We start from the raw sequence: 24554 nt of genomic DNA, 5'->3' as shown, positions 1-24554 counted from the left end.
CCGATGAAACGCTATTTCGACCCGTCGCTTGCCCAGATCAGGAGTCTGCTGAAGGCGGCCCGGGGGCGTCCGGTGGCATTGGTGGTGTTGTTCGGCCTGAGCCTGCTCAACCTGTGCAGCGAATGGCCGAGTGTCATAGCACGTCCGGCTTTCGTGGACACGCTCAACGAGGCGCTTCCCGACTCCTTTAAAACAGCCCGGCAAATTCTATTCGATCAGTATCAACGTCACTTCCCCCGGATTCCGACTGCTCAGCCCGTGACCATTGTCGAGATTGATGAGGAGACGCTCGCAACCGTCGGTCAATGGCCATGGCCGCGAAATCGGCTCGCGAGCCTGATCGACGCCATTGCGGCACTGAAACCGCTGGCTATCGGTCTCGACATTTACATGCCGGAGCCGGATCAGACCTCTCCCGACAAGGTGGCCGGCAATCTGCCGAAAACGGCTGCGGCTCTCGCCGCCGGCTTGCGGGCTCTTCCGAGTCACGAAGCCATTCTTGCCAGATCGTTGCGCGCGGCGCCGACCATACTGGGTGCCGCGGCGCTCGATCATGCCGCCTTCGCCACCAGCACCGATCTGCGAAGCGCTCCGATCCTCGTTCATGGCATCGACCCACTGGACCACGTGCAACGGTTCGACTTTGTGCTCGCCAGCCTGCCGGAATTGCAAGCGGCGGCCCACGGGCAGGCGATGCTGAGCGTGGCGCTCGAACAAGGCGTAGTCCGGCATATTCCCCTCATCATGGGATTGAGGGAGAAACTGGTCCCCAGTCTGCCGATTGAAATGCTCCGCCTCGCCACGGGTTCATCGGCGATCGACGTCTTTGCCGACACATCCGGCGTGCAAGCGGTGGGTGTCGCTGATGTGCTGGTGCCCACGCAGCCCGAGGGGGACATCTGGTTGCATTTCGCATCCATTCGGTCGACGCTGAGCCGCTACGTGTCGGCACGCGACATCCTGCAGGGAACTGTCGATCCGGAACGGATCCGGGACAAATTGGTGCTGGTCGGACTGACCGGTGCCGGCTTGACTGACATGCGCACGACGGCGTTGGGGGAGCTGGTGCCGGGTATCGAAATTCAGGCGCAGGTGATCGAGACGATTTTCGAGGGACGCTTTCTGCGCCGCCCCACCTGGCTGAAATGGGTGGAATGCGCCTTCATCATGACGTTCGGGTTGCTGATCATCTGGTATGTGCCTCGCCCCCATTCGCGGTTCGCGTTATTCATCAGAACCCTCCCCAAGGGTGTCACCGCACTGGGTATATGCCTGCATCTGCTGAATCTTCTTTGCTGCTTCTTTGTTTTCATGCGCTTCGGACTGCTGGTCGATGCGGCCTCGATTTTTATTATCCTGTCCGCGGTCATGGGCTGCTTCCTTTCTCCCGCGTTGCTCCGCCTCGACGAAAAAACCAGAACGGAGGCCATGCACGCGCCGGGGCGTGAAGACGACAACGACCGCACCGGCAGAGCGCCAGGACCTTGAGGTAGCGGTCTGCCCACTAACGCGTTTCTCCATGCCCGCTCACAGCATGGATTTCCCCTGGGAGAGAATCTTGTCGCAGATCTGCTTCGTGGCCTGTTCCTTCAGGCCGCCGCCGCTCAGGTCCAACTGTTTGCCGTTGCTGCCGCTCAGGATACCCTTGGCGCCGTCGGTATAGCCACTGTCGGACGAGGCGGAACTGGAACCGCCCGGGAGCTTGCTCATGAGCGAGTCCTTGACCGAAGACGCGCTGTTCCCGCTGAGATAGTTGTTCTTGATGCAGAACTCCAGCACCCCCGCGACGTTGCCGGTGCTGCCAGAAGTTAATGATTGACCCGACAAGGCACTGCCCATGCCGCCGAGGCTTCCGAGGCCACCGGACGATCCGCCACTCTCGCCCTGCTTGAGCAGGTCTCCGAGTTGCGCCTGAGCGGCCGAGACCGGTAGCAATAGGGCGATCAGGATCCCTGTAGCTGCGGTGCGATACGTCCGTGCTTTCATATTTGAACCTCTCTGCTGGCTGAAAATCCTTTCTACTATAGTTCGTCTCAGCGGTACGGCAGGCGGATGCACCACGGCGTCGCACCTGGAAGAGCGGGAACCGAATCGACAAGGATCTTGGCGGTCAGCGCCGCATGCCGATCCTCATACTGTAGGGAGCAAATATACGACAGCTGAGGAGACCATGGACACGACAACGTCGCCGCTACTGGGACTGATGATGGATGTGCCGCTCACCGTGTCCTCGCTGATCGCACATGCCGCGCGGCACTTCGGCGATACGGAGATCGTGTCGCGCCGGATCGAAGGCGACAGCTGCCGTCGGCATGATCTGCCCCCGGCTTTGCGCCGGGGGTAGGCGAATGAGCCAACGTCCGTGGCTTGAACCTGCTTTGCCGTCAGGGAAACGCTGGAATCGTCGGATCTGTTCCCTCGATGTCCGCTTCCGGATGATGACCCTTGACCAGTTCTTCGATTTCGTCGACGCGATCCTTCCCGACGTCGACCATCATCAGCAATTCACCCTTTTCGATCGCGCTTTCGAAGCGCTTCAGACGCGTGCTCGGAATGCCGACACCGATCATGGTCGCGGTCCACGCGCCGAATCCCGCGCTCGCCAGCGTCATCAGGACGACGACGCCGCCCGCGATCGTCAGCCCGGCCGGCGGAAAAGCCATCGCGACAAGGCCCGCGAGCATGCCCGTCACACCGCCCGCCGCAGTGCCTCGCGCAAGCGCGGGGAGCAGGTCGCTGCGCTGGGTAAGCGTTGCCTCCGGCAACTTCTCGAGTCGCACGTCCGGACGTGCGAGCACGTGGATATGCCGCCACTCGACCCGCTTCAGCAGCAGTTCGTCAATGATTGCCTTCCCGCTTTGCACGTTGGGCAATAGAAAATAAATGCGCCGCATATCTGGCCTCCTATCGGGAGTAATCGCCGGTCAGTCCAAAGCGAAGATACGAAATCTGCCGCCCTGATTACCACGGGTTCGCCCTTATTTCAGACATCGAAATACAAATAAAACTCCCATGGATGCGGACGCAGTTTAATCGTATCGATCTCGCGTTCGCGCTTGTATGCGATCCAGGTCTGGATCACGTCGTCGGTAAAAACATCGCCCTTGCGCAGAAACGCGGTATCGGCTTCTAACGCTGCGAGGGCCGCATCGAGTGAGCCGGGCACCTGGCGGATGTTGGCGGCTTGTTCCGGGGGAAGGTCGTAGATGTTCCGGTCGAGCGGTTCGCCCGGATCAGTCCGGTTTTCAATTCCATCGAGTCCGGCCATCAGCATTGCCGCAAAAGCAAGGTACGCGTTGGCCGACGGGTCCGGACAGCGGAACTCGACGCGCCGCGCGTTCGGCGAATCCGAATACATTGGAATACGTGCCGCGGCGGAACGGTTGCGCTGCGACATGGCCAGATTGACGGGCGCCTCATACCCCGGGACCAGGCGCTTGTACGAATTGGTGGTCGGCGCGCAAAAAGCCATCAGCGCGGGCGCGTGCTGCAATAAACCGCCGATGTACCAGCGGCACAGGTCGGAGGTCAGCGCCCAACCGTTAGCGTCGTAGAACAGATTCTGCCCATCTTTCCACAGGCTCTGATGGCAATGCATGCCGCTCGCGTTGTCGGCAAATAGCGGCTTCGGCATGAAGGTGGCCACCTTCCCATGCCGGCGCGCCACGTTCTTGCAAACATACTTGTAGATCATCACGTTGTCGGCCATGCGAGTGAGCGTGGCAAACCGCATGTCGATCTCGTTCTGGCCTGCCGTCGCGACCTCATGGTGATGCACTTCAATCTGTACGCCAGCCTGCTGCAGCGTGAGCGCAATTTCCGAGCGGATCTCCTGCAGCGTGTCGTGCGGCGGCACCGGGAAATAGCCTTCCTTGTAATGCTGCTTGTAGCCGAGATTGCCGCCACCGTACGCGCCCTCGTCGCGACCCGTGTTCCAGTCGCCCTCGGCCGATTCGACATAGTAGAAGCCGCAGTGCTGGTCCTGGCCGAAGCGGATGGAGTCGAAGATGAAGAACTCCAGTTCGGGCCCAAAATAGCATGTCGTCGCGATTCCGCTCTGGCGCAGATAGGCCTCCGCCTTGTTCGCCACATAGCGCGGATCGCGCGAATAGCGTTGCTGCAGCACGGGATCGACCACGTCGCAGATGATCGACAGCGTGGGCGTGTCGCAAACCGGATCGACAAAGGCGGTGGCCGGATCGGGTCTGAGCAGCATGTCCGATTCGTGAATCTCCTGGAAGCCGCGGATCGACGAGCCGTCGAAGCCGATCCCGGCGTCGAACAGGCCAGGGTGAATTTCCGGAAGTGTGATTGAGAAGTGCTGCCAGAGGCCGGGGAGGTCGGTGAATTTCAAATCGACGATCTGGATATTTGTTTTCTCCAGCAGATCGATCACATCGTTCGCGCTTCCCGGCCGAGTGACGTGGAAGCTACCTGCATCGACAGACACCGCGAAAGGCGATCCAGAAGCGTGTTGCGTCGTGGACATTGGCGACCTCCCTTTCTGGCCCTCTGCCTTTGGTCCAACTTTAGTTTGTCCGCGTGCGAAAACAAAGCAACCCCGCAAGGCAACCCCGCAAGGCGGCCCCGCGCCGCGCTACCGGTCTGCGGCCAGCCCCTTCAGATAGGCTTCGCCGGCGTCCTGAGCCGCAGCGCGCATAGCGAATGTGTCGTCCGAAACCAGTGAACGTTTAATTTTTTGTGCCCCAAAGTCGACCAGCGTAATCACCCAGACATACTCGCCGGCCTGCTCGGCCGTTTGAACGAATGCGCGTACGTCTTCGCTGTCATTTGCCTTTGCGTTCATTGTGACCTCCTGAAAAAGAGTCGCGGGAAGAAAACGGCTCGCGTTCCGGATGACTACCTGTTTTATGGGAGTTTGCCGATAATCGCGCTGCATTCGTCCTTCGTGAACGCACGGAGCGTTTGCGTGCGGACATTGCCGGCCGACCCTAGCGCGTAGCCGAAGGCCGCGAAGCTTTGCTCATCGGGTGCTTCGACGATCGTGACAATGTCATATTTGCCCACTGTCCAGTAGATATCTTTCATTTCACAGCCAAAGGTCTTGGCTAACTCCGCCGCCTGACCGGCCCGCTGCGGGCTGTTTTTGATGTTGCGAATACCCTGATCGGTGAATTGTGCAAGAACCACATAAGTCGCCATGGCGATTCTCCTTACGATTGGTGCGAGAGGGAATCCAGACGCGCAAGTCGGACTGCGGACGCTGCTGCGGTCGTCGTAGTCGAAAGCGTTTTGCGCGCAATCTGAGTGTAGGCAATGGAAGCGCGTGCCACCGGGTGTTTAGCTTCGATCAGCAGCCCCGGAACTTCCTGTTCGACCCGGGGTGACCTCTACGGCAGCATCCAGGGGGAAGCGATCATGTCAGGTCCGCGACCAGGTCCTCAAGGAGCTGATCTGCCAGTGCGGCCTCCCATCGCAGACCTGCAGCGCTTCGGCATAGGCGTTCCCGTGAGGACAATGGTAATCTTCCGCCGTTTCCGTCAACACGTTCAGTTACGAGCCTGACATTAACCCGGCCGGCGCGGCACCTTCCGCGCCGGCCATCCATCACCGACCGAAAGAGTGACCATGACAAGTTCCATCTACAGCGCCTCCGTCCCAGTTTTCAAGCAAATGCTGACTGCATTGTCCGACGTGCTGAAGAAAGCCGAAGCACACGTGACCGAAAAGAACATCGAGCCGAACGCGCTGCTGCAGGCGCGCCTGTTCCCGGATATGTTTCCCCTCGTGCGCCAGGTGCAGATCGCTGCCGATTTCGCCAAGGGCATCAGCTCGCGCCTGGCCGGCGTGGAGGTGCCGTCGTGGCCCGATACGGAAGCCACGTTTGCCGACCTGCAAGCGCTTATCGCCAAGGCGTTGACGCACATCGGCACACTCGAGGCCGCCCAATTCGAGGGTAGCGAGAACAAGGAAATCGTCTTGCGTCCGGGCACGCCGAAAGAGAAGAAGCTGGTTGGCAGCGCCTATCTGCAACACTATGGCCTGCCCCAGTTCTTCTTCCACCTGACGACGGCCTACGCAATTTTGCGCCACAACGGCGTCGAAATCGGCAAGCGCGACTATATGGGCTCTTACTGATCGTCAGCGCGCAGGGGCCACGCGAGTTACCGGCCGGTGGCAGTTTCAGCGGTGCTTGCCGGCCGGCCCGCGTGCTCGAAGGCAAGCCCGATGTCTGGATCGACCGCGTACTTCATCTCATTGCTGAAGGCGAGTGCGCGCGGAAGAACGCGAATGCCAGACAAAGGGCATCCAGTCAGTGCCGGCGATTATCTTTAACCGCCGCAATCTGGTGAGCGGCGGACAACCCGTGGAAACCTTCGAGCAAGTCATGCAGCAGATTCTCGCTGAAGCGTAGAGTAGCTTTGCGACGTTCGATGCGTCACGAGCCACCATCCTTAAGCCGGATTCTGCGTGGGATAGAGGCCAGCGAACCGGCCCGATATGCCCGTCAAATAGTGGGAAATCGGCGCGCGATCCGATTGCGCACAATACTAGGGAATGCCCAATTGAGCCGCGACTGTCCAGCGGCGTAAAATCGTGGCACATCGGTTTGGGGGCACCAGGCAATGTGTCTGGCTTCTCGTTGCGATTTCAGCCGCGATTCCAGCCGGAATACCCGGCGACGCCAAGCGCAGCGGCGCTTCATGCTTTGTCGACCCGCTCCTTGCAATGAGGCCAGCGGCGCTCGCGGCATTGACGTTCAAGCCGCCCCATGATCCCGCTCATTTCCGTCCAAAGGCTCAACAAGCGCTTTCCCGGCGTGAGAGCGCTTCACGAAGTCCAGTTCGAGCTCATGGCGGGTGAAGTCCACGCGCTGATGGGCGAGAATGGCGCCGGCAAGTCGACGCTGATGAAAATCCTCGCCGGCGTATACACCCGGGATACCGGAGAAATCCTCTACGATGGCCAGCCGGTCGAATTCTTGAGCCCGCGCGAGGCGCAGGCCATGGGTGTCGGCATCATTCATCAGGAACTCCAGTTGATGAGTCACCTGACCGTCGCCCAGAATATGTTTATCGGCCGCGAGCCGCGTGGACGCCTCGGCCTGTTCCTCGACGAAGACAAGCTCAACGCGCAGGCGCGCGACATCCTTGCCCGCATGCATGTGAACATCGACCCGCGCGCGGTTGTGAGCACCCTCACCGTCGCGAGGCAGCAGATGGTCGAGATCGCCAAGGCTTTGTCTTTCGATTCGCGCGTCCTGATCATGGACGAGCCCACCTCGGCGCTCAACGACGCCGAGATCGCCGAACTCTTCCGCATCATCCGCGAGTTGAAGAGCCGCGGCGTGGGCATCATCTATATTTCCCACAAGATGGATGAGCTGAAGCAGATTGCCGACCGCGTCACTGTGTTGCGTGACGGGGAATATGTGGCCACCGTCACCGCCAGAGACACCAGCATCGAAGCAATCATCGGCATGATGGTCGGGCGAACGTTGACCGACGTCGCGCCTTCTCACAGCGCGGCAGACAAAGGCGAAGTCGCCCTCGAAGTCAAACATCTGAACGCTGGCCCGCTGGTCAGAGACGTGAGTTTCGCGCTGCGCCAAGGCGAGATATTGGGCTTTGCCGGCTTGATGGGCGCCGGCCGCACCGAGGTTGCCCGCGCGGTGTTCGGCGCCGATCCGATCGAATCGGGCGACATTGTCGTGAGAGGCGTGAAGGCGACGATCAGGAATCCGAGCGATGCGGTGGCGCGTGGTATCGGCTATCTCTCGGAAGACCGAAAACGCTTCGGCCTTGCGACCGGCATGAACGTCGAATCGAACATCGTGATGTCCAATTTGCGCAAATTCCTGTCGCTCAACTTTTTCCTGCGGCGCGCCCAGATACGCCGGACAGCTTCCCATTTCATCAATCTGCTTGCCATTCGTACACCCTCCGCGACGCAGGAAGTGCGGCTTCTCTCGGGCGGCAATCAGCAGAAAATCGTCGTCGCGAAATGGCTCGAGCGCGATTGCGACGTGCTCTTCTTCGACGAGCCCACGCGCGGTATCGACGTCGGCGCCAAGAGCGAAATCTACAAGCTCCTGCGCTCGCTCGCCGAGCAGGGCAAGGCGATCGTGATGATCTCGTCGGAACTGCCGGAAATCTTGCGCATGAGCGACCGCATCGTCGTGATGTGCGAGGGCCGCATTACCGGCGAACTCTCAGCCAAAGAGGCGACGCAGGAGCGCATCATGCAACTGGCGACGCAACGCGAAACCTTAAAAGCGGCGTGAGCCTGAAGAGGAGAGGTTCGGTTTATGACACTGCCATCGGATACGTCGGCGCTGGGTAACAAGGAAAGGTCCTCGGGCCTGAGAGCCCGCGTCTTCACGCCGACCGCTCTGCAAAAGCTGCTCGCCTTCGGAAGCCTGATCCTCCTGCTGGTCTTTTTCAGCTTCGCGTCTCCCGCGTTCATGCAGATGGACAACATGCTCGGGATTCTGCAGGCGACGGCGGTCAACGGTGTGCTGGCGATCGCCTGCACGTTCGTCATCATCACCGGCGGCATCGATTTGTCCGTCGGCACGTTGATGACCTTTACGGCGGTCATTTGCGGCGTGTTTCTGACCTATTGGCATTTGCCGATGTGGACCGGCGTCGTTGCTGCGATTGGCACGGGCGCGATCTGCGGGACCATTTCGGGAACCCTCACGGCGAAAATGAAAATACCGCCGTTCATTGCCACCCTGGGCATGATGCTGTTGCTGAAGGGACTTTCGCTCGTCGTCTCGGCCGACAAGCCGATCTATTTCAGCGACACCGAAAACTTCTACCGGATCTCGCAGGATTCGCTGATCGGCTATGTGCTGCCGAGCCTGCCCGTTCCGAATGCAGTCCTGATTCTGTTTTTCCTTGCGGTCGTGAGTTCCATCACGCTCAATCGCACGGCGCTCGGCCGCTACACCTTTGCACTCGGCAGCAATGAAGAAGCCGTGCGCCTTTCCGGCGTGAATGTCGATCGGTGGAAGATCGCCATTTACGGCCTGGCCGGGGCCATTTGCGGCGTCGCCGGGCTGCTGATCGCCTCGCGCCTGAATTCGGCCCAGCCGGCGCTAGGCCAAGGTTATGAACTCGAAGCAATCGCGGCCGTGGTCATTGGCGGGACCTCGCTCAGCGGCGGTGCGGGCACGATTCTCGGCACGATCATCGGCGCGTTCATCATGAGCGTGCTGACCAACGGCCTGCGCATCCTGTCCGTTGCTCAGGAATGGCAGATCGTGGTGACCGGCCTCATCATCATTCTCGCGGTCTATGCCGATATTTTGCGGCGCAAGAAGAGCTGACGAAGTCAGACGAAGGCTTACGCCGCGCGCAACAAGATCAAGAAAGGGGAGCGCTCAAGGCTCCCCCAATGGCTGAAGGTAGACGGCCCACTTAGGAGGAGAAACCCCATGTTGAAAAGAAGACTAATCGGTGTCGTGGTCGGCGTTGGCGCGCTCATTGGCGGGACGAGTGTGACGTACGCGCAAGATACCTACATCCCGCTGATCTCGAAGGGCTTCCAGCACCAGTTCTGGCAGGCGGTCAAATCCGGCGCGGAACAGTCGGCCAAGGAGCACAACGTCAGGATCACCTTCGAGGGACCGGAAACCGAGGCCATGGTCGATAAGCAGATCGACATGCTCTCGGCCGCGCTTGCCAAGAAGCCCCAGGCGCTCGGCATTGCCGCGCTCGATAGCAAGGCCGCCATTCCGCTGTTGAAGCGGGCGCAGGCCGCCAAAATACCCGTCATCGCCTTCGACTCCGGCGTCGACAGCGATATTCCGCTGACCACCTGCGCGACCGACAACCTTGCCGCGGCCGCGCTTGCCGCCGACAAGATGGCCGAGGCGATCGGCAATGCAGGTGAGGTCGGCCTGGTCGTGCACGACCAGACGAGCCGCACCGGCATCGATCGCCGCGACGGCTTCCTGAACGAGATGAAAGCGAAGCACCCGAACATCAAGATCGTCTCGGTCCAATATGGCGGCGGCGACCATCTGAAGTCGGCGGAAATCGCCAAGACGATGATCCAGGCCAACCCCAATCTCAAGGGCATTTTCGGCGCGAATGAAGGATCGGCGGAGGGGGCCGCGATCGGCGTCAAGGAATCCGGCAAAAAGCTCGTCCTGATTGGCTACGACTCCGGCAAGGAGCAAAAGGACGACATCAATTCGGGTTTGATGGCCGGTGCCATTACGCAGAACCCGGTCGGCATTGGCAAATGCGTCGTCGACTCCGCGGTGAAGGCGTTGAAGGGCGAGAAGCTGCCCAAGAAAGTCGACACGGGCTTCTACTGGTACGACAAGAGCAATATGAGCGATCCCAAGATCGCCGCCGTGCTCTACGACTGACCGTCGCCGCCAGGCGCGAAGAGAGAGGAGGGGCGCGGCGCTCTCTTTTCTTTTCTCGCCTCGCCTTGCATCGCGAAGAGAGCAGATGGCCGCAAAGAGGCCGGGCGAGCGCGCACGGCCCTCTTTGCGCATAGGCGCAAGCCGATAGCTGTCGAAGAAGAGGGTGTTCAGATGCCCACAATCACCAGCTTGTCCGTCCGGGACATTCGGTTCCCGACCTCGCGTTCACTCGACGGCTCCGATGCGATGAACGCCGCGCCGGATTACTCCGCCACCTACGTGACGCTCGAAACCGATTCGCCGAAGGGGCTCAGCGGCCATGGCCTCACCTTCACTATCGGGCGCGGCAACGAGATCTGCGTGACTGCGGTAGAGGCGCTTGCCCCGCTGGTCGTGGGCAAGACGCTCGAGGATATTGCGGCGAACATGGGCGCTTTCTGGCGCGCGCTGACGTCAGACAGCCAGCTGCGCTGGATCGGCCCGGACAAGGGCGCGATTCATCTGGCGACGGCGGCTGTCGTGAATGCGGCCTGGGACCTGTGGGCCAAAGCGGAAGGCAAGCCGGTGTGGAAGCTGCTCGTCGACATGAGCCCCGAAGAACTCGTGCGTTGTCTCGACTTCCGCTATGTGACGGACGCGCTCACGCCGCAGGAAGCCATCGCGATGCTGCACCGTCATGCAAGGACCCGGGGCGAGCGCGAGAGGGAAATGCTGGCGCACGGCTATCCGGCCTACACGACGTCGGCTGGCTGGCTCGGTTACGACGACGACAAGATTCGCCGGCTCGCGCGTGAAGGCGTCGCGCAGGGCTGGACGCACTTCAAGCAGAAGGTGGGCGGCAATCTCGAAGAGGATATGCGCCGGGCCCGCATCCTGCGCGACGAAATCGGCGAAAACCTGAAGCTGATGATGGATGCGAACCAGGTGTGGGATGTCGATGAAGCGGTCGCGAACATGCGGCGCCTGGCGCAATTCGATCCGTGGTGGATCGAGGAACCCACGAGTCCCGACGACATTCTCGGCCACGCGGCCATTCGCGAGCGGATTCGGCCCATCGGTGTGGCGACGGGCGAGCACTGTCATAACCGGGTCATGTTCAAGCAGTTGCTGCAGGCGCAAGCCATCGACTTCTGCCAGGTCGATAGCTGCCGTTTGGGCGGTCTGAACGAGGTGATCGTCGTGCTGCTGATGGCGGCGAAATTTGGTGTGCCCGTGTGTCCGCACGCGGGCGGCGTCGGCTTGTGTGAGTATGTGCAGCACATTTCGCTGTTCGACTATATCTGCGTGTCGGCTTCGCTGGAAAACCGCGTGCTCGAATACGTGGATCATTTGCATGAGCATTTTGTTGATCCTGTCGTGATTCGAAGCGGGCGTTATATGCCGCCGCAACGTGCCGGTTACAGCATCGAAATGCATGCGGCGTCGCTCGATCAGTATGACTTTCCCGAGGGGTCGGCCTGGCGGGCATGAGGTGGTACGCGTGGGGGGCTGCCGGCCATGAAGCGACATTCGACGTGGCCCCCGATAGCCGTCTTTCGCTTGTGTTTACCGCCATTGACCGACCCGTGTCCCGGCGGTTCGTCGCCCCCGCTTCTGGTCAACGTCGGTCCGGATTCGTGTGCGAACCGATTTTAAATCTGTCCATCCGTCATGCTCCCGCTGAAGCTCACGCTATCGCCGGTAGTTGGCGGGCCCGTAGCTGCGGGCACGGGCAATCACAGTGCTTTTGAAATCGACTGCCCGAGCAGTAGTATTTCGTCAAACTGGGCGATTAATTCGAAACACAGAAGAAACGCCAACGTATAAGCGGGTCCGGGAAATCTGTAAATCCATCGCAGGATAGGCGCTGCAAAACGCGCTCTAACGGAGTCGCGAGTCATGAAGTAGGCGATGATAATCCCGATCGCCGCCCCCCCGAGTATGTCGGTCGGATAGTGCAAGCCGAGATAGACGCGCGGCAGGCATATGAAGATCGCGGTGTACAGAAGCGCGAGCACGCCGACGCGGCGCCAGATGAGAAAGATTCCTGTCGCGACCGACATCCACAGCATCGCGTGGTCGCTCGGAAAGGAACTCCAGGTTCGCAGCACCGCCTCTCGCAGACCGGCCGATGGAAAGTGCAGGTGCAACTCGGGGTTATAGATCGGCCGCACCCGAAATGGCAGGTAATGGGCGAGAAGCCTGCCGATTGCGAGCGCCATGAGGCCGCTCGCAATCGTCGCGATGACCATTTCACGCTCCCATTCGACACGCTGACTGGGTTTGAACCATATCCACCACAAAATGGGTACGAGCACGAAGCCCTTAAATGTATATAGGCCCGCGATTACCCTTATCGCGTGGTTAAGCGTGATCGAGTTAAAAGCGATGTGCGTCAGGAAAGTCTGGATTGCCGTATCGAAACTGTTCATTTCGGCACCTCCTCTTGGATTTACAGCTATAAAAATGCCTGGCTTGCGCAAGCTGCCGCCCGTTTTCTCGCAACCCCACGTGAGCCAAGTGTGGCACCCAAAAAATCGGTAAAAAAGTAAAAAAAAGTAAAAAACACGAGCGGGGAGAGAAAAAATAACCGTTATCAGAAGTGCCGGCGCGACTCACCCGCGGTTGCGCCGATACGCGTCACGGCAGGCAGCCAGCGTCCGTTCGCGACGGAGGCCGAGGCACGCATGGCAGGTACAGCTGCTGAGCAGCGGTTAGTCGACGACAGACGACACGTCGGCGCCAAAGTTGGCGCAGGTGGAACGTGAGCTTGCTATTTTCAGACAATTGCGATCGATCGTTTCGGGCGAGGATGACCATTACTTCAGGGAATAACTATGATTCCGCGCCCGCTGCTACCGCGCAACTACCGCCGGGACTAAATTTGTCGCGACCGGCAGCCAGTCGGGAAGCGCGCCCAGGCAGATTCGATATTTTCAGAATCGAATATGAATGTTTGGGCCGGGACAGAAATCGCGGAAATGGAGAAAAGTAATGAGCACGAAAAATAGGGCTTTGGTTGTGGGAGCGAGTGGACTCATAGGCGTAGCCGCCATTGAATCCTTTCTCTCTGCGGGCTGGGATGTCGTCGGTATTTCGCGGCGTAAGCCGGAACTGCCGAGTGGGCGAGACTTCGCGTTTATCCCGGTGGATTTGCGTGATGAGAGAGCCGCCCGTGAGGCGCTGTCTGCGCTCACAGACATTACGCACGTAGCGTATGCGGCAATTTACGAGAATGCCGATGATCTGGTGAGCGGCTGGTCGAGCGCAGACCAGATCGAAGTGAACAATGCGATGCTGCGCAATGTGATCGAGCCCCTCATTTCAGAGAAATCGGCGCTCAAGCATGTGTCTATCCTGCAGGGAACGAAGGCATACGGCGTCCACCTTCACCCTATCGCTATCCCGGCACGGGAGAGCGACCCGCGCGACAATCACGCGAACTTCTTCTTCGATCAGCAGGACTACGTTCGCGACGCGGCTGCGAAGCACGGTTTCACTTACACCGTGCTGCGCCCTCAACTCGTCACCGGGAAGACGCCCGGGGCGCTCAACGTCCTCCCGGACATCGGTGTGTATGCGGCTATCCGCCGCGAGAAGGGCGAGGCATTCAGCTTTCCCGGCGGCCCGTCGTTCGTCTGGGAAATGGCAGACGCCGATCTGGTCGGCGAGGTGATGGTGTGGGCGGCGCAATCTCCGCAAGCGGCGAACGAGATCTTCAACGTCACCAACGGCGATGTCTTTGAATGGCGAAGTGTGTGGCCCGCAATGGCGAAGACGCTAGGCGTAAAAGTCGGAGGCGATGAGCCTACCAGGGTGGCGCAGTACATTCGCGACAACGCTGACGTCTGGGCGAAGATCGTCGAGAAGTACAACCTTGCGAGTGGTGATCTTCGTTCGTTTGTCGGTCAGGGCGATCAACATGCCGACTTTGCGTTTGCATATGGAGCGCCTGCGGGCCCCGTCGCTTTTGTCAGCACCATCAAGCTTCGCAAAGCCGGATTCAACGCTGCGGTCGACACTCGGGACGCATTCTGCGCAGCGCTCCAGTCTTTCATCGACCAGAAGCTTTTGCCGCCAACGCTGCAATGAGGGCGCGCTGGCAAGCAACGCGGTCCACTTTCTACGTTGGTGACGCGCGCGGCTATACGGACTACGAGTTGCCATAGCGTAACGTGTTGTGGAACAGCACCGCGATGTTGCGTGCCGTGGCGGCGACAGCTTTCGCTTTTCCGATGCGGCCCGACAAACGAGTCTCAAATGGTTGTGCGGGCCGCCATTGCAGCCAGAATGACCGGCAGTTGGGCCGGTTTTACAAAATGGTGATCGAAGCCGGCCTTGAGCGATTCGACTCGTTCGGAGGGCGCACACAGTGCGGTCACCGCCAGCAGCAACGGCCAGGGGATGACGTTCATGCGCCGGATTTCTCTCGCCACTGCCCGACCGTCCATATGAGGCATCTGGATATCGAGCATCACCACGTCGGGACACCAGGCGCGGTACGCGCTGAGCGCGCCTACACCGTCTGCAGCCGTGTGGATGGTGTAACCGTAAGCCTCGAAGAACCGCACGTAGGCCTCGACCAGATTCGGGTCGTCGTCCGCGATAAGTAAGCGCTCCGTTTTTGCAGTGGACATTGTGGTCCTATAGGTTGCCCCCTATGTCACGCAATTTAGGGACCCGATAGAATCGAAGCAGCTATTTGCGCGCAATTTAAATTCAGCGCATACGCCATACGAACTTTTTCCCCTTCTTCGAGGGCGAACATGCGATTGGCTGACTTCATCCTGCATGACATGGAAACGATCCTGGCGCAATGGGAGGCGTTTGCCGGCACCCTGCTGCCGGCAGCCGCAAACATGAAATCGCTCGCTCTGCGAGACCATGCGCAACAGATTCTGCAAGCCGTAGCGAAGGATCTGTCGACGGCCCAGACCAGGGAAGCGCAGGCCGAAAAGTCGATGGGACGAGCCCCCGTACTGATCGGAGCGCCGGAGACAGGTGCGCAGACGCACGCCCTTCTGCGGGCGCGGGGCGGGTTCGACATCAATCAATTGGCTGCTGAGTACCGCGCCTTGCGCGCCAGCGTCCTGCGCCTCTGGATAGACGAATGCCAGCCCGAAGCCCCACATCCGGACGATGTCATCCGGTTCAACGAGGCCATCGACCAGGCGCTTGCCGAATCAGTCGGCTATTTCAGCGCGCAAGTAGATCAGGCTCGTAACCTTTTGCTTGGCATGCTCGGGCACGATATGCGCAGCCCACTTCAGACCATCCAGATGACAGCCCAATATCTGGCGGCGCTGAACGCTGGGGAGCAGGTATCGGTAGCCGCATCCCGTTTGATCAGAAGCGGCGCCCGCATGCAGGCCCTTCTGAACGATATGCTTGATTTCAATCGAACCAGGCTCGGTTTGGGTATCAATATCGCGCCGACCGATGCCGACCTCGAAAAACTGCTTGCCGACGAACTCGACCAGTTGCGGGCAGCCCATCCAGATCGTCAGGTTGATCTGGACGTGGAAGGTGACTGTCGGGGTGTTTGGGACGGCCGCCGTCTGCAGCAGTTGCTGGGCAATCTGGTGCTGAATGCGATCAAGTACGGCGCGCCGGACGCGCCGGTGCGGGTGGTAATGACCGGCGAAGAGGGGAGCGTTCGTTTCGAGGTCAGGAACCACGGGCCCGCCATCGATCGATTGACTCTGCATCGGATCTTCGACCCGCTTCAGCGTGGCCTGAGTCATAAAGACTCCTATGACGCCGACGGCAATCTGGGGCTCGGACTCTATATCGCGCGCGAGATTGCCAAGGCCCATGGGGGCGAGATCGAGGCGCGCTCCGACGGAACAGAAACCGTGTTCGCTGTGCGCCTGCCGCGCCATCATGCTCGGAGCTTTCCGCCGGACGAGTGCCAACGCGCCGGCGAAACACCGACGTGACGCTTGAAGACGCGTTGAAACGCGGCATTCGATTGATAGCCCACCGCTTCGCCGATCCCGGCGACCGGTTTGGCGGTATGCACAGCATTCGGCCCGCGACGATCATGCCGAAGGACTCGGGCCGTTGTTGTCGAATGTGCCGGCTCGGGCGGCGGGATGATGGGCGCGCCGGTCGTCCGCTTGCCGGCCAGCAGGGCTGCTGTCCGGCAGGCTGGTCACACTGCTTACCACTTATGCCGGAGCCCGATCACCGCTGAGACTTGCGACTTGGTGGTGGACGGGGAAAGCGAATAGATCTGCGCGTACTGCGCGTCACCCGCTGCTTTCTGATAGATGCCGACGAGGAAGAGATCGGTGCGCTTGCTGAGCAGGTAGTCCACGCCAGTATTCACCTGATGCCATTTGGGACTGTTGTTCTGCGGGTGGTATTGCCCGGTGGTGAAGATATACGCGGCGCCAAGAATGAGTTGCGGCGTCACGTAGTCGGTCAGCGAAACCTCAAAATTCTGCAGCGTCAGACGCGACGTGTCGAGATAGTCGAATCGCGCGTTGGTATAGAGCAGTGACAGGTTCGCCGGCCCGAACGCGTAAGCGCCGCCCGCGCCAAACATCCTTTGCTTGCTTACGCCGGCATGGGTCGCCGGATTCGTGATGAACGGCGACGTGAAGCCATAGTCGTTCACCACCGCGCCGTTCGTATTATTGGCGTCGTTCGGTGTATTGACCTGAAGGAACGCCAGGCCGGCCGACACCGGGCCGTTGCGATATTGCACCGCGGCGCTATAGGCATTGTTGTCGGAGAAACCGCCCGCCTTATTCGAGAAGCCGTAGAGCCCTTCAAACTGAAGACCTTTGTAGTCGATGCTCTTGTACTGGACCGCGTTGTTGATCCGGAACGTGTCGAACACGTTATCGCTGTCGCCAATGTGCGCACCGTAGGCCGCGAACTGACAGGCCGACGAGAAGACGCACAGTGTGACTGCCTCGTCATATTGACGGCCTAGCGTCACCGTCCCGAGGGTATTCGACGACAAGCCGACAAAAGCCTGCCGGCCAAACTCACGGCCGCCTTGCGAGAGTGCGCCAGTCGCCAGGCTGTAGCCGCCTTCCAACGTGAAGATGGCCTTCAGGCCTCCACCCAGATCCTCTGTGCCCCTCATTCCCCAGCGAGGCGTCTGCATCGGGCCGCTCGCGAATTGCCACGTGGCATGGCCCTGCTTGTCGGCGCCTTTCTGGTTGTTCGTATAGACGATGCCCGTCGAGATCAGCCCATACAGGGTCACACTGCTTTGGGCGGACGCCGCCTGACAGAACAGGGCCATTGAGGCAAGAACAACGATGCGTCGAATCATGATTTCCTTGAGTGCTTGTTTTGGGAAAGTGAAAGCGAATTTTTCAACTTGTGTCGTGATTAGGATCGCGAAACAAAATCATTGCGCAGCGAAGGCATTGCGTCTTCGATAACTGTCTCAGCTTTCTCTGGTTAATCGGCGGCGCAGCAATGCGGTCCCGCGTCGAGATTGCTTGCCATTACAACCGCCTTTCGGCAATCGCCTTGCACGCTGAAGCAGATCTGGAGCGATTGCTGGCGATTCTTGCGGAACAAAATTCGCGACGGCTAGCACTGAATTTGACTACCAGTGATCGAATTTTTAGCGCGCCGAGGCCGAACCGGTGCACGAATCACGCACGCTTTTGGGCACTTTGTCAGAAAGCGTGCACGGGCGTGGTGCTCTAATTTTGGCATCGCTCATCTTCAAAATTGATGCTTGCGGGGACACTTTTGGCTCTCAATAATCGTTTGGACCGGCAGCACTGAGCGTTAGACGACCGGCCCCTTGTATCCAGGCAGGACCAACGGAGGAGATGATGTCAGTAATCGAAAATGCCGGACGTCGGCGTTTGCTGCGGATGACACTCGCGGCGGGCGGCATGGCTGCAACGGGCGCACTGCTTTCGGTGCGCGCCTTTGCAGGCGACAGGACAACCGTCAACATGCAACTGGGCTGGATTCCCGGCGGCAACCAGGTCGGCGAGGTGACGGCGAAGCGACTCGGCTATTACGAGCAGGAAGGAATCGATTTTCACATTCAGCCGGGCGGCCCGAACATCGACGGCGTCGCGATTGTCGCCTCGGGCCGATTCGAGGCCGGTGAGATTTCGTCGAGCCCTTCGATCATGCTTGCGGTCTCGGAAGGCCTGCCGATCAAGTGCATCGCGGTCGGGCTGCAGCAGCATCCTTACAGTTTCTTTTCGCTGAAGAAAAATCCCGTGCGCACGCCGCACGACATGATCGGCAAGCGGATCGGTATCCAGTCGACGGGCATGGTGCTGCTCAAGGCGCTGCTCGCGAAGAACAAAATTCCGGAAAGCCAGGTCAATATCGTGCCGATCGGCGCGGACATGATGCCGCTTCTGAGTGGTCAGGTCGATGCGGTGACCGGCTGGCAAACCAACACCACGGCACTCAAGCCGCTCGGGGCAGATCGCGTCGACCTGCGCCTGTGGGACACCGGCGTGCGCCTCTATGCGCTGCCGTACTACGCGAACACCGCGACACTCAAGGACCATCCCGACACCGTTACGCGTTTCATGCGCGCAACCGCGCGTGGCTGGCTCTACGCGAACGCGCATCGCGACGAAGCTGTCGATCTGCTCATCAAGGAATATCCGAACCTGAACCGCGCCGACGAGCGCGTCGCGATCGATTCGCTGATGGGCTACGCGTTCGATCAGACCACGCAGACCCAGGGCTGGGGCGCGATGGACGCGAAGGTCTGGGAAGAGCAGATCGCGCTGTACGGTCAGCTGGGCCAGTTCCGGGGCAGTCAGCCAAAAGTCGACGACGTGATGACGATGGACGTTCTCAACGCTACCCGTTCCTCTCGCCTCAAGGTGTAATCCATGCATGCTGCCACTATCAATCCGCCGCGCGCGGACGGGGCCGGTTCGTCCGTCGCCGGGATGCAAGACACCCATCTGTCTATTAGCTGCCGCAATATCAACGTGCGCTTTTTCACCGACCGGCGCAGCGTCACCGCGATCGAGGGCTTGAGCCTTGACGTCGCGGCCGGCGAATTCCTCACGCTTCTCGGCCCCTCGGGCTGCGGGAAGTCGACGTTCCTGCGCGTCGTCGCGGACCTCATCAAGCCGAGCCGCGGCGACATCAGCGTGCTCGGTGCGGCGCCCCGTGTCGCCCGGGAGCATCGGGACATCGGCTTCGTGTTTCAGGACGCGGCGCTGCTGCCGTGGCGCACGGCCATCCAGAACGTGCAGTTGCCGCTTGAAGTGGCGGGCGGCAAGGCGCGTGCGGGCCGCGCAACACCGCGTGAACTGCTGGAGCTCGTGGGTCTCAAGGGGCGCGAGGACGCTTACCCGCACGAGATGTCAGGCGGGATGCGCCAGCGTGTCGCGATTGCGCGCGCCCTCGTCAGCGACCCGAAAGTCCTGCTGATGGACGAGCCGTTTGGCGCGCTCGACGAAATCACGCGAGACCGTCTGAACGAAGAATTGCGCCGCGTCTGGAAAGAGATGGGCCTCACGACCCTCTTCGTCACCCACAGCATCTATGAAGCGGCGTTTCTCGGCCAGCGCGTGCTGATGCTGGCCGCCAACCCCGGGCGTGTGAAGGAGATCGTTCCGGTCGGGCTGCCGGAAGATCGAACGCTCGATATCCGCGAGACCCGCGAATTCGTCGAACTCGCTGCCTATCTGCGACGCGTACTGGAGACCTGCTGATGGCCACGTCCGAAATGCAATTGAACCTGTCGTCCCAAGCGGCGGACCCTGAAGCGCAGGCCTGGCTTGCGCGTCGCCGTCAACGCCTGTGGCGCGCGCGCTTGCTGCCGGTACTCGGCGTTGCGGGTTTGCTGTTCGCGTGGTGGGCGGTGGTGGCGGGCTTTCATGTGAAGCCGTTTATCGCGCCGTCGCCGCTTCTGGTTCTGGAGACGCTTTTTAGCAAGAGCGATGTGCTGTTGCAGAACCTGGTGCCGACTGCAATCGAGGCATGCGGAGGTTTTCTGCTAGGCAACCTGGCGGCGATCCTGATCGCCACCGTCTTCGTTCACAACAAGACGCTGCAGGACATCTTCTATCCGGTCGCCGTGATGATCAACTCGATTCCGGTGGTCGCGAAGGCGCCGATCCTCGTCCTCATCATGGGTAACGGTCTCGAGCCGAAGATCACGATCGCGGCGATCGTCTGTTTCTTCCCGACGCTCGTGAACATGGTCCGCGGGCTGCAGGCGGTGAACCCGCAGGCGATGGAACTGATGCAGATCCTGTCGGCGAGCAAGCGTGAAATCTTCTTCAAGCTGCGCCTCTACGCTTCGCTGCCGTATCTCTTCTCCGCATTGCGCATTGCCGCGTCGATGTCGGTGATTGGCGCGGTGGTCGGCGAATGGATTGGCGCCACGCAAGGTATCGGCGCAATGATCATTCAGGCGACTTACAGCTTCGATTCGGCCTTGCTATATACGGCGATCATCATGAGCGCCGTGCTGTCCGGCCTGTTTTTCCTGGTGATCGCGATTGTCGAGCGCCTGGTGGTCAGATGGCAGCCCGAAAGCTCGCATTGAATCGAACACGAAACACCCGAATTCTCAGAGGAGACAGACGAACATGATCAGCGATTGGGTTCAGGAAAATGCGCGCGATGTGCGCGTTGCGGCCAAGGCAAACGTCGTGGTGGTCGGCGGTGGCCCCGCAGGCCTGTCGGCGGCGATTGGGGCCGCGCGTAACGGCGCCGAGGTGATTCTGCTGGAGCGTTACAACCACCTGGGCGGTCTCGCATCCGGCGGCATGGTGCTGGTGCTCGACGACATGTGGGACAGCCACCTGCAGGAAATTTCGGTGCGCGGCGTCTGCATGACCTTCATCGAGCGGATGGCGGCGCGCAAGCTGGCGATGTTCCCGCGCTCGGACGAATGGGGCGAGGATCCCGCGGCGTATCGCAAGTGGGGGCGCTGGGGCACTTTCGACTTTCACAGCCAGAAGACGCCCCACCCGGTGTGTTTCGCCGCAGCGTTCGATCCGGACGCGATGAAGCGCGTCGCGCTGGAGATGGTGGAGTCGCTGGGCATCAAGTTGCGTCTGCATTCATGGTTCTCGCGCACGCTGGTCGAAGACGGTCAGGTGAAGGGCGTGATCTGCGAGACGAAGAGCGGCCGTGAAGCGATCCTCGCCGACGTGGTGATCGATGCGACGGGGGATCTGGATGTTGCGGCGTCGGCAGGCGTGCCGCATGTCGGCGGCACCTATATCACGACGACCGTGTTCCGACTCGGCGGCGTCGATACGGAGGCGGCCGAGCGTTTCGAAGCCGAAGAACCCGAGGCGTTTGCGGCACTGGATCGTCAGATCAAGCGCATTCTCGGCGGCTCGTGGGGCTACTGGTGGTTGAAGACACCGTTGCCCGGTGTGGTGTGGTGCAACTGCCCGCACATGGCCGGTCTCGATGGTCTCAAGCCTGAGGACCTGACACGCGCGGAAGTGCAGGGACGGCAGCACATTCACGCGGTGGTCGATTTCGTGCGCGAGAAGCTGCCAGGCTTCGAGCAGTGTTACGTGATCGATGTCGCGCCGCAAACCGGCGTGCGCCAGACGCGCCTGCTCGAAGGCGAATATGTGATGACCAAGGATGACCTCGCGCAGCGTACCCGTTTCGACGACAGCATCGCGCGTGGCCGTGACTACTACATGCCATATCGCGTGCTCCTGCCGAAGCAGATCGACAACCTGCTGGTCGCCGGCCGCCACTATTCGGCGACCTCGCAGGCGCAGAAGATGTCGCGCGAAATCCCGCCTTGCATGGCGATGGGCGAAGCCGCCGGTGTGGCTGCCGCGCTCGCACTCGGTGCGGGCGTGCGGGTCCGCGATGTCGACGTCCACGCGCTGCAGAAGACCTTGCGCGCACAAGGCGCCGATCCGGGCGACCAGAGCGGCCGCAACGCCGACGTGCCGCCGCTTGCCGCGCACATCCAGAAACGGGAGGCCGCATGAGCGTCGCTAACAACGTTGCAAAGACGCATGACCTGCCGCTTGCCGGCGTGCGTGTCGTCGATCTCACGCAGGTGATGATGGGCCCGGTGTGCACGCAGATGCTCGCCGATTACGGCGCCGACGTGATCAAGGTCGAGCGAAAGGGCGCCGGCGATTTGAGCCGCTCGACGTTCGAGCCGGTGGCCGGCGCGGACAATCCGATCTTCTGCAGTCTGAATCGCAACAAGCGCAGTGTGGCACTCGACCTGCGCGACGCGCAGCAGATGGCTGATTTGAAGGCGCTGATCGCGGACGCGGATGTTGTGGTCAGCAATTTCCGCGCGGGCGTGATGGACCGCATGGGTATCGGCTATGAAGACTGCCGCCGATTGAATCCGGGAATCGTCTACGCGGTCGGCACGGGCTTCGGCGAAACCGGACCCTACGCGCACAAGGGAGGCCAGGACGTGCTTGCCCAGGCGATGAGCGGTGTGATGGCGCGCCGCGCGGACGAATCGCTGCCGATTTCCGTGTACCCGACAGCGCTCGCCGACTATTCGGCCGGCATGCACATGGTGCAGGGCATCCTGCTCGCGTTGCTGCATCGCGAACGCACGGGCGAGGGGCAGAAGGTCAACGTGTCGCTCTACAACTCGATGCTCGCGATGCAGATGCAGGAGGCCGCCATGATCATGATGGCCGACTCGGAAGTGAACTGGGCCGCGATGCCGCTTTCGGGGGTCTTCGATACCCAGGATGGTGCGCTGGTGCTCGTGGGTGCGTTCAAGGCAAATCCGCTGCGCGATATCTGCGCGGCGCTGGACATCGAAGACCTGTCGCGCGATGCACGCTTTTGCAATCTCAACCAGCAGTTCGTTCACAAGACCGAATTGCAGCGCATCTTCCGGGAGCGCTTTGCGAGCAACACGCGCGACTTCTGGCTCGCCCGCCTCGAAGAGCAGGACCTGCTGTGTGCACCGGTGCGTGATCTGCGTGAAGCACTGGTCGATCCTCAGACGCTGCATAACCAGCTGATTCTGGAAGGCGAGGGCGAAGGCCAGCCGGTGCGCTTCATCGGCAGCCCGATCGAGCTCTCGCTCGCGCCGGTTGGTTTGCGGCGTGGGCCGCCGCGCCTCGGCCAGCATACCGAAGAGGTCCTGCAGCAATTACGCGGCAAGGTCGCCACGGAGGCTGTATGAGCGTACGTCTTGTCATCGACCAGCACGTTGCCACGGTAACGCTGGCGCGGCCGGAAGCGCTCAACGCCGTGGACCTTGCCACCGAAGCGGAACTGCAACGCGTGTGGACCGAGCTCGAGCATAACCGCGACGTGCGGGTCGTGGTCCTGACCGGGGAGGGCGAGCGCGCGTTCTGCGTCGGCGCGGACCTGAAGAATCCGTCGGTTAGCGGTCTTGAATACTGGGCGGCGCCGCGCCCGGGCGGCTTCGGCGGCATTGCGCTGCGCGAGACGCTGAACGTGCCGGTGATCGCGCGGGTCAACGGCTATGCGCTGGGTGGCGGCTTCGAAATGGTGCTGGGGTGCGATCTGGTGGTCGCCTGCGACGAAGCAAGCTTCGGGCTGCCCGAGGCACTCGTCGGGCGCATGCCGCTTGACGGCGGCATGACCCTGCTGCAACGCCAGATCCCCTATCGTCAGGCGATGGCAATGCTGATGACCGGCCGCCGCGTGTCGGCACGCGAGGGGCTCGACATGGGCCTCGTCAACGAAGTTGTGCCGCGTGCCGAACTGGATGCCGCCGTCGAGCGCTGGGTTCAGGCGCTGCTCGCGTGCGCCCCGCTGTCGCTGCAGGCGATCAAGCAGGTGGTGAGGCGCACGTCCACACTCTCGCCGGCGGACGCCCAGGCGTTGCGACTGCCTGCCGTGGTGGCCGCGCTGCAATCCGAGGACGCGAATGAAGGCGTGCGCGCGTTCCAGGAGAAGCGCAAGCCGGTTTGGAGCGGACGCTGATGGCCTACGTCATCACTTCGCCCTGCATCGACGTCAAAGACGGTGCGTGCGTGCAATGTTGCCCGGTCGACTGTATCTATGAAGGCGGCCGCACGCTCTACATCCACCCCGAGGAATGCATCAACTGCGGGGTGTGTGTATCAGTGTGTCCGACCGAAGCGATCTTTCACGATGAAGAGCTCCCGCAATCGGAGGCCATGTTCGCCGCCGTGAACCGGGAATTCTTCGGGCCGCAGGCGAGTGCGCTCGGTTCCCCGGGTGGCGCATGTGACGTGGGCAAGGTAGCCTGCGATCATCCCGTGGTCGCGGCCTGGACGGTGCGGCCGATGAACTGAGAAAACAC

24 protein-coding genes and 1 pseudogene are annotated in these 24554 nt (G+C 60.9%); 17 read left to right on the top strand and 8 right to left on the bottom strand.

Annotation, left to right across the window (positions count from 1 at the left end):
• Positions 1-3 precede the first annotated feature (3 nt).
• A complete protein-coding gene (locus AYM40_RS32505; RefSeq protein ID WP_063500848.1) occupies positions 4-1488 on the top strand; it encodes a CHASE2 domain-containing protein in 1485 nt (494 codons plus the stop codon).
• A 39-nt stretch (positions 1489-1527) separates the two neighbouring features.
• Here the strand turns inward: AYM40_RS32505 and AYM40_RS32500 are convergent, their stop codons facing one another.
• Positions 1528-1986, bottom strand: a complete 459-nt coding sequence (locus tag AYM40_RS32500; protein ID WP_063500088.1) for a DUF2501 domain-containing protein — start codon at positions 1984-1986, stop codon at positions 1528-1530.
• 184 nt (positions 1987-2170) lie between these two features.
• On the opposite strand from AYM40_RS32500, the gene AYM40_RS41630 reads away from it, so the two are divergent.
• Entirely contained in the window at positions 2171-2344 is a 174-nt protein-coding gene (locus AYM40_RS41630) for a hypothetical protein (protein WP_158515368.1), read from the top strand.
• Positions 2345-2384: 40 nt separating this feature from the next.
• On the opposite strand, the gene AYM40_RS32495 is transcribed toward AYM40_RS41630, so the two are convergent.
• The 4 genes from AYM40_RS32495 to AYM40_RS32480 form a co-directional block, all read right to left on the bottom strand.
• Positions 2385-2894: a hypothetical protein gene (locus AYM40_RS32495; protein WP_063500087.1), complete on the bottom strand. Its 510-nt coding sequence runs from the start codon at positions 2892-2894 to the stop codon at positions 2385-2387.
• Between the two features lie 89 nt (positions 2895-2983).
• Complete coding sequence (gene glnA / locus AYM40_RS32490) at positions 2984-4489, bottom strand: type I glutamate--ammonia ligase (protein WP_063500086.1); 1506 nt, start codon at positions 4487-4489, stop codon at positions 2984-2986.
• A gap of 108 nt (positions 4490-4597) precedes the next feature.
• Entirely contained in the window at positions 4598-4807 is a 210-nt protein-coding gene (locus AYM40_RS32485) for a hypothetical protein (RefSeq protein WP_063500085.1), read from the bottom strand.
• Between the two features lie 62 nt (positions 4808-4869).
• A complete protein-coding gene (locus AYM40_RS32480) occupies positions 4870-5163 on the bottom strand; it encodes a GYD domain-containing protein (RefSeq protein WP_063500084.1) in 294 nt (97 codons plus the stop codon).
• Between the two features lie 426 nt (positions 5164-5589).
• Here AYM40_RS32480 and AYM40_RS32475 point away from each other — a divergent pair, with 426 nt between their 5' ends.
• From AYM40_RS32475 to AYM40_RS32455, 6 genes and pseudogenes are all read left to right on the top strand, one after another.
• Positions 5590-6099, top strand: coding sequence for a DUF1993 domain-containing protein (locus tag AYM40_RS32475; protein WP_063500083.1), 510 nt, complete (start codon positions 5590-5592; stop codon positions 6097-6099).
• A 133-nt stretch (positions 6100-6232) separates the two neighbouring features.
• Positions 6233-6376, top strand: a pseudogene (locus AYM40_RS39430) (DsbA family oxidoreductase); the annotation flags it as partial.
• 357 nt (positions 6377-6733) lie between these two features.
• Complete coding sequence (locus AYM40_RS32470) at positions 6734-8245, top strand: sugar ABC transporter ATP-binding protein (RefSeq protein ID WP_063500082.1); 1512 nt, start codon at positions 6734-6736, stop codon at positions 8243-8245.
• 24 nt (positions 8246-8269) lie between these two features.
• Positions 8270-9295: an ABC transporter permease gene (locus AYM40_RS32465; RefSeq protein WP_063500081.1), complete on the top strand. Its 1026-nt coding sequence runs from the start codon at positions 8270-8272 to the stop codon at positions 9293-9295.
• 108 nt (positions 9296-9403) lie between these two features.
• Complete coding sequence (locus tag AYM40_RS32460; protein ID WP_063500080.1) at positions 9404-10345, top strand: ABC transporter substrate-binding protein; 942 nt, start codon at positions 9404-9406, stop codon at positions 10343-10345.
• 171 nt (positions 10346-10516) lie between these two features.
• Complete coding sequence (locus AYM40_RS32455; protein WP_063500079.1) at positions 10517-11815, top strand: L-fuconate dehydratase; 1299 nt, start codon at positions 10517-10519, stop codon at positions 11813-11815.
• Between the two features lie 245 nt (positions 11816-12060).
• Here AYM40_RS32455 and AYM40_RS32450 read toward each other — a convergent pair whose 3' ends face one another.
• Positions 12061-12756: a phosphatase PAP2 family protein gene (locus AYM40_RS32450; protein WP_063500078.1), complete on the bottom strand. Its 696-nt coding sequence runs from the start codon at positions 12754-12756 to the stop codon at positions 12061-12063.
• A 562-nt stretch (positions 12757-13318) separates the two neighbouring features.
• On the opposite strand from AYM40_RS32450, the gene AYM40_RS32445 reads away from it, so the two are divergent.
• Complete coding sequence (locus AYM40_RS32445) at positions 13319-14416, top strand: SDR family oxidoreductase (RefSeq protein ID WP_063500077.1); 1098 nt, start codon at positions 13319-13321, stop codon at positions 14414-14416.
• Positions 14417-14580: 164 nt separating this feature from the next.
• On the opposite strand, the gene AYM40_RS32440 is transcribed toward AYM40_RS32445, so the two are convergent.
• Positions 14581-14961, bottom strand: coding sequence for a response regulator transcription factor (locus AYM40_RS32440; RefSeq protein ID WP_063500076.1), 381 nt, complete (start codon positions 14959-14961; stop codon positions 14581-14583).
• A gap of 129 nt (positions 14962-15090) precedes the next feature.
• Here AYM40_RS32440 and AYM40_RS32435 point away from each other — a divergent pair, with 129 nt between their 5' ends.
• Positions 15091-16263 (top strand): sensor histidine kinase, encoded by a 1173-nt coding sequence (locus AYM40_RS32435; protein WP_063500075.1) that lies wholly within the window; start codon positions 15091-15093, stop codon positions 16261-16263.
• A gap of 224 nt (positions 16264-16487) precedes the next feature.
• On the opposite strand, the gene AYM40_RS32430 is transcribed toward AYM40_RS32435, so the two are convergent.
• Complete coding sequence (locus tag AYM40_RS32430; protein WP_063500074.1) at positions 16488-17615, bottom strand: porin; 1128 nt, start codon at positions 17613-17615, stop codon at positions 16488-16490.
• Between the two features lie 517 nt (positions 17616-18132).
• On the opposite strand from AYM40_RS32430, the gene AYM40_RS32425 reads away from it, so the two are divergent.
• From AYM40_RS32425 to fdxA, 7 genes are read left to right on the top strand one after another with little or no spacing between them, the layout of a single operon-like run.
• Entirely contained in the window at positions 18133-19164 is a 1032-nt protein-coding gene (locus tag AYM40_RS32425; RefSeq protein ID WP_063500073.1) for an ABC transporter substrate-binding protein, read from the top strand.
• 3 nt (positions 19165-19167) lie between these two features.
• Positions 19168-20001, top strand: a complete 834-nt coding sequence (locus tag AYM40_RS32420; protein ID WP_063500072.1) for an ABC transporter ATP-binding protein — start codon at positions 19168-19170, stop codon at positions 19999-20001.
• Positions 20001-20840: an ABC transporter permease gene (locus AYM40_RS32415; RefSeq protein WP_063500071.1), complete on the top strand. Its 840-nt coding sequence runs from the start codon at positions 20001-20003 to the stop codon at positions 20838-20840. Before AYM40_RS32420 ends, AYM40_RS32415 begins: the two co-directional genes overlap by 1 nt.
• Before the next feature lie 43 nt (positions 20841-20883).
• A complete protein-coding gene (locus tag AYM40_RS32410; protein ID WP_063500070.1) occupies positions 20884-22263 on the top strand; it encodes an FAD-dependent oxidoreductase in 1380 nt (459 codons plus the stop codon).
• Entirely contained in the window at positions 22260-23441 is a 1182-nt protein-coding gene (locus AYM40_RS32405) for a CaiB/BaiF CoA transferase family protein (RefSeq protein WP_063500069.1), read from the top strand. The genes AYM40_RS32410 and AYM40_RS32405 overlap by 4 nt, the downstream gene beginning before the upstream one ends.
• Positions 23438-24211 (top strand): enoyl-CoA hydratase-related protein, encoded by a 774-nt coding sequence (locus AYM40_RS32400; RefSeq protein ID WP_063500068.1) that lies wholly within the window; start codon positions 23438-23440, stop codon positions 24209-24211. Before AYM40_RS32405 ends, AYM40_RS32400 begins: the two co-directional genes overlap by 4 nt.
• The gene (gene fdxA, locus AYM40_RS32395) at positions 24211-24546 is read left to right on the top strand and encodes a ferredoxin (protein ID WP_063500067.1); all 336 of its coding nucleotides are present in this window, start codon (positions 24211-24213) and stop codon (positions 24544-24546) included. The genes AYM40_RS32400 and fdxA overlap by 1 nt, the downstream gene beginning before the upstream one ends.
• Positions 24547-24554: the final 8 nt, after the last annotated feature.

Origin of the sequence: Paraburkholderia phytofirmans OLGA172 (assembly GCF_001634365.1) — a bacterium.
Classification (GTDB): Bacteria; Pseudomonadota; Gammaproteobacteria; order Burkholderiales; family Burkholderiaceae; genus Paraburkholderia.
This window is presented reverse-complemented; position numbering and strand designations above follow the sequence as displayed.

Bases quoted from the DNA above. Each gene is read 5' to 3' on its own strand.
- AYM40_RS32505 (WP_063500848.1), top strand. From the start codon at position 4: ATGAAACGCTATTTCGACCCGTCGCTTGCCCAGATCAGGAGTCTGCTG.
- AYM40_RS32500 (WP_063500088.1), bottom strand. From the start codon at position 1,986: ATGAAAGCACGGACGTATCGCACCGCAGCTACAGGGATCCTGATCGCC.
- AYM40_RS41630 (WP_158515368.1), top strand. From the start codon at position 2,171: ATGGACACGACAACGTCGCCGCTACTGGGACTGATGATGGATGTGCCG.
- AYM40_RS32495 (WP_063500087.1), bottom strand. From the start codon at position 2,894: ATGCGGCGCATTTATTTTCTATTGCCCAACGTGCAAAGCGGGAAGGCA.
- glnA (WP_063500086.1), bottom strand. From the start codon at position 4,489: ATGTCCACGACGCAACACGCTTCTGGATCGCCTTTCGCGGTGTCTGTC.
- AYM40_RS32485 (WP_063500085.1), bottom strand. From the start codon at position 4,807: ATGAACGCAAAGGCAAATGACAGCGAAGACGTACGCGCATTCGTTCAA.
- AYM40_RS32480 (WP_063500084.1), bottom strand. From the start codon at position 5,163: ATGGCGACTTATGTGGTTCTTGCACAATTCACCGATCAGGGTATTCGC.
- AYM40_RS32475 (WP_063500083.1), top strand. From the start codon at position 5,590: ATGACAAGTTCCATCTACAGCGCCTCCGTCCCAGTTTTCAAGCAAATG.
- AYM40_RS32470 (WP_063500082.1), top strand. From the start codon at position 6,734: ATGATCCCGCTCATTTCCGTCCAAAGGCTCAACAAGCGCTTTCCCGGC.
- AYM40_RS32465 (WP_063500081.1), top strand. From the start codon at position 8,270: ATGACACTGCCATCGGATACGTCGGCGCTGGGTAACAAGGAAAGGTCC.
- AYM40_RS32460 (WP_063500080.1), top strand. From the start codon at position 9,404: ATGTTGAAAAGAAGACTAATCGGTGTCGTGGTCGGCGTTGGCGCGCTC.
- AYM40_RS32455 (WP_063500079.1), top strand. From the start codon at position 10,517: ATGCCCACAATCACCAGCTTGTCCGTCCGGGACATTCGGTTCCCGACC.
- AYM40_RS32450 (WP_063500078.1), bottom strand. From the start codon at position 12,756: ATGAACAGTTTCGATACGGCAATCCAGACTTTCCTGACGCACATCGCT.
- AYM40_RS32445 (WP_063500077.1), top strand. From the start codon at position 13,319: ATGAGCACGAAAAATAGGGCTTTGGTTGTGGGAGCGAGTGGACTCATA.
- AYM40_RS32440 (WP_063500076.1), bottom strand. From the start codon at position 14,961: ATGTCCACTGCAAAAACGGAGCGCTTACTTATCGCGGACGACGACCCG.
- AYM40_RS32435 (WP_063500075.1), top strand. From the start codon at position 15,091: ATGCGATTGGCTGACTTCATCCTGCATGACATGGAAACGATCCTGGCG.
- AYM40_RS32430 (WP_063500074.1), bottom strand. From the start codon at position 17,615: ATGATTCGACGCATCGTTGTTCTTGCCTCAATGGCCCTGTTCTGTCAG.
- AYM40_RS32425 (WP_063500073.1), top strand. From the start codon at position 18,133: ATGTCAGTAATCGAAAATGCCGGACGTCGGCGTTTGCTGCGGATGACA.
- AYM40_RS32420 (WP_063500072.1), top strand. From the start codon at position 19,168: ATGCATGCTGCCACTATCAATCCGCCGCGCGCGGACGGGGCCGGTTCG.
- AYM40_RS32415 (WP_063500071.1), top strand. From the start codon at position 20,001: ATGGCCACGTCCGAAATGCAATTGAACCTGTCGTCCCAAGCGGCGGAC.
- AYM40_RS32410 (WP_063500070.1), top strand. From the start codon at position 20,884: ATGATCAGCGATTGGGTTCAGGAAAATGCGCGCGATGTGCGCGTTGCG.
- AYM40_RS32405 (WP_063500069.1), top strand. From the start codon at position 22,260: ATGAGCGTCGCTAACAACGTTGCAAAGACGCATGACCTGCCGCTTGCC.
- AYM40_RS32400 (WP_063500068.1), top strand. From the start codon at position 23,438: ATGAGCGTACGTCTTGTCATCGACCAGCACGTTGCCACGGTAACGCTG.
- fdxA (WP_063500067.1), top strand. From the start codon at position 24,211: ATGGCCTACGTCATCACTTCGCCCTGCATCGACGTCAAAGACGGTGCG.